This window comes from Rubneribacter sp. (genome assembly GCF_965361815.1).
This window is the reverse complement of sequence record NZ_CBDTNW010000118.1, coordinates 1-3,609: the sequence shown is the minus strand read 5'-3', so window position 1 is coordinate 3,609 and position 3,609 is coordinate 1. Positions and strand designations below refer to the sequence as shown.

Annotated in this window: 3 protein-coding genes; all 3 read left to right on the top strand. The window is 67.6% G+C overall.

The features are described from left to right. The first annotated feature begins 76 nt into the window (after positions 1-76). The 3 genes from purN (at position 77) to purH (ending at position 3,513) form a co-directional block, all read left to right on the top strand. The gene (gene purN, locus ACWKY3_RS08535; RefSeq protein ID WP_449315997.1) at positions 77-691 is read left to right on the top strand and encodes a phosphoribosylglycinamide formyltransferase; all 615 of its coding nucleotides are present in this window, start codon (positions 77-79) and stop codon (positions 689-691) included. Continuing rightward, a complete protein-coding gene (locus tag ACWKY3_RS08530) occupies positions 688-1,680 on the top strand; it encodes an XdhC family protein (RefSeq protein ID WP_449315996.1) in 993 nt (330 codons plus the stop codon). Before purN ends, ACWKY3_RS08530 begins: the two co-directional genes overlap by 4 nt. Positions 1,681-1,929: 249 nt before the next feature. Further along, positions 1,930-3,513: a bifunctional phosphoribosylaminoimidazolecarboxamide formyltransferase/IMP cyclohydrolase gene (gene purH / locus ACWKY3_RS08525; RefSeq protein ID WP_449315995.1), complete on the top strand. Its 1,584-nt coding sequence runs from the start codon at positions 1,930-1,932 to the stop codon at positions 3,511-3,513. Positions 3,514-3,609: the final 96 nt, after the last annotated feature.

Sequence of the window (3,609 nt, the reverse complement as noted above, 5' to 3'; positions counted from 1 at the left end):
GAATATCTCGGCAAGAAGTTGCCTGTTTCGGAAGATGCAGACGGAAGTGGCAGAGAGAATATATGAGGGAGGACGCATGGGTGAGGTGTTGAAAATAGGGGTGCTGCTTTCCGGCAGCGGGACGAACCTGCAGGCAATCCTTGACGCGGTGCGTAATGAGGGGCTGCCGGTGGAGGTGGTCCTTGCGGTGTCGTCGCGGCCGGATGCGTACGGCATCGAGCGCGCGCAAGCAGCGGGCATTCCGACGCTTGTCATGAACCGCGAGCTGTACGCCGATCCGCTGGCCGCCGACGCGCGCATCGTGGACGCTCTGCGCGAGGCGGGCGCGGAGTACGTGGTCATGGCAGGCTACATGCGCAAGGTGACGCCCGTGATGCTGGACGCGTTCCCCGACCGCGTGCTCAACCTGCACCCCGCGTTGCTGCCCTCGTTCAAGGGCGCGCACGCCATTGCCGACGCTTACGATGCAGGCGTGAAGGTGACGGGCGTGACCGTCCATTTCGCCAACGAGGATTACGACAAGGGACCCATCGTGGCGCAGCGCGCCGTGGAGGTGCACGAGGACGATGCCCTTGAGGACTTGGAGGCGCGCATCCACGAGGTGGAGCACGAGCTGTATCCGCACGTGCTGCGCCTTGTGGCCGAAGGCCGCGTGACCGTCGGCGACGACAGGAAGGTGCGTATCGCATGATCAGGGAAACGCTGGAGGGCATTGTCGCCGACCTCGAGGCTGGCCGTGTGCCCGCGCTCGCCCCGGACGACTTTCCCTGCTTCGCGCCCGCGGCGCTCGAGGGCAACGAGCATGTGGGGTCGGCGTACCTCGACGTCATCGCTGCCAGCCTGACCGCAGCCGACATCCCCACGTTCAAGCGCGCCCTGCGCGCGCTGGACGAGGGCGACCTCGCGTGGATCGGCTTCAAGATCGTCTACGATGCGGACGAGGCAGTTCGCAACACCGACAACGAGGTGACGAAGAAGTACGGCGATGCGGGCTCTGCCGACGGGGAGCCGCTCGTGTTTTTCTGCAACGACGCGAAGGAGATCGTGGCCTCGCGCGAGCCGAGCCCGCGCGACGTGTTCCAGATGAAGGACGTCACGCGCGGGCCGAGCATGCACAACGAGCAGTTCGAGGGCTTGACCTGGCTGTCCGTTCCGCTGTTCGAGCCGGTGCGCGTGTGGCTGCTGGGTGCGTCGGACGCGGCGAGCGAGGTGGCGGCGCTTGCCGCGCACGTGGGCTTTGAGGTGACGGTGGTGGACTACGACCCTGCCTACGTGAGCGAGGCGCGCTTCCCGGATGCCGAGCGCATCGTGCTTGAAGGCGGGAGCTTTGACGGGCTGGCCGATTTTGCCTGCGCGCCCGAGGACTACGTGTGCGTGCTCACGCGCGGCCACATGTTCGACCCCGAGGGCTGCGTGTGGGCCACGCGGCACGGCGCGCATTACGTGGGCATGATGGGCTGCGCGGGCAAGAACGACCGCGTGCACGACCTGGTGCTGGCCGCAGGCGCCACCGAGGAGGATTGGGCGCGCGTCAAGCGCCCCATCGGTTTGAAGTTCGGCGCCAAGACGCCCGCCGAATTGGCGATAGCGATTGTCGCCGAGCTGGTGGATGTGCGCTATCGCCAGCGTTACAGCGCAGAAGCGCGCGAACGCCACGAGAAGAGCCTCGGCCGGGAGTAAGGCTGCCTGGCCCGCTGGGCGACGGCGCGCCAGGCTGTGCGGCCATTGCGGGCGGCATTGCGCGGCGGCGGGCGCGACGCCCTTGCCGTTTCTGCCGCCTGCCGAACGGCCGGCGGGGGCGGCCTATGCGACGGCGTGCGGCGCGCTGCGCGGGTTCATAATAAAAGCGTTGTGCGTTGGAGCGGCCAGCGCGGGAACGCGGCGTCGCCTTGCGGGCGCCGTCGCCGAGAGGAAAGGATGTAAGACCATATGAGCAATCCTCAAATCAAGCGAGTGCTCGTGTCCGTGACGGACAAAACGGGCGTGGCGGAGTTCGCCCGCGCGCTCGCGGACGAGTTCGGGGCGGAGATCATCTCCACGGGCGGCACGGCCCGCGCGCTCAAAGAAGCTGGCGTGCCCGTCACGCCCATCGACGACGTGACGCAGTTCCCCGAGATGATGGACGGCCGTGTGAAGACGCTGCACCCGCGTGTGCACGGCGGTCTGCTGGCCAAGCGCGACAACCCCGACCACATGGCCCAGGCGGCCGAGCACGGCATCCAGATGATCGACATGGTGGTGGTGAACCTCTACGCCTTCGAAAAAACCGTTGATTCCGGCGCGGATTTCGGCACCTGCATAGAGAACATCGACATCGGCGGTCCGTCCATGCTGCGCTCCGCCGCGAAGAACTTCGAGAGCGTGGCCGTGGTCACGCGTCCCGAAACCTACGACGACATCCTGGCCGAGATGCGCGCCAACGGCGGGGCCACCACGCGCAAGACGCGCGCGCGGCTGGCGCTTGACGTGTTCCGCACCACGGCGGCCTACGACGGGGCCATCGCCGCGTGGATGGGCGCGCAGCTTGACGAGGGCGACGGAGCGGCCGACGCAACGTTTCCGGAGAGCCGTGCGCTGCGCCTCACGAAGGTGCAGGACCTGCGCTATGGCGAGAACCCGCACCAAACGGCCGCGTTCTACCGCCGCGACGATTACGGACACGCCGCGCACAGCCTGGCGCACGCGCATCAGCATCAGGGCAAGGAGCTTTCGTACAACAACTACCTCGACCTCGATGCCGCCTGGACGGCCGTGCGCGAGTTCGACGGCCCGGCCTGCGTCATCGTCAAGCACCTCACGCCCTGCGGCGTGTGCCAAGACGACGACCTCGTGGCCGCCTACCAGCGCGCGCATGCATGCGACCCGGTGAGCGCCTACGGCGGCGTCATGGCGTTCAACCGTCCGGTCACAAGCGATGTGGTGGTGGCCATCTTCGACAACAAGCAGTTCGTGGAGGCCATCATCGCTCCCGAGTTCGCGGGGGACGCGCTGGACATGTACAAGGCGAAGAAGAACGCGCGCCTGCTATCCACCGGCGGCGTGAACCCGGCCGGCGGGGAGGTGGAGTACCGCGCCGTGGAGGGCGGCCTTTTGGTGCAGGACTCCGACGCCGTGGCCGAGGATCCCGCGACGTTCACCGTGCCCACGAAGCGCCAGCCAAGCCCTGAGGAGCTGGAAGAGCTGCTGTTCGCGTGGAAGGTGTGCAAGTCCATCAAGTCCAACGCCATCGCCATCACGAAAAACCGCGCCACCATCGGCGTGGGCGGCGGCCAGCCCAACCGCGTGAACTCCGCGCGCATCGCCGTGGAGCAGGCGGGCGAGGAGGCGAAGGGCGCCGTGGCGGCATCTGACGCGTTCTTCCCGTTCCGCGACGGCCTTGACGCGCTGGCTGCGGCCGGCGTGACGGCCGTCATCGAGCCGGGCGGCTCCATCCGCGACGAGGAAGTGATCGCCGCCGCCGACGAGCAGGGCATCGCGCTCGTGTTCACGGGGCATCGTCACTTCCGGCACTAGGGTCCGCGTGGGCGGGGCCTCTTGCGCTCCGTCCGCCTTCTTGCCATGCGAAACGAGCGCCGAGCGGCGCCCGTTTCGCATCCGGCATCCTTTCGC

Bases quoted from the DNA above. Each gene is read 5' to 3' on its own strand.
- purN (WP_449315997.1), top strand. From the start codon at position 77: ATGGGTGAGGTGTTGAAAATAGGGGTGCTGCTTTCCGGCAGCGGGACG.
- ACWKY3_RS08530 (WP_449315996.1), top strand. From the start codon at position 688: ATGATCAGGGAAACGCTGGAGGGCATTGTCGCCGACCTCGAGGCTGGC.
- purH (WP_449315995.1), top strand. From the start codon at position 1,930: ATGAGCAATCCTCAAATCAAGCGAGTGCTCGTGTCCGTGACGGACAAA.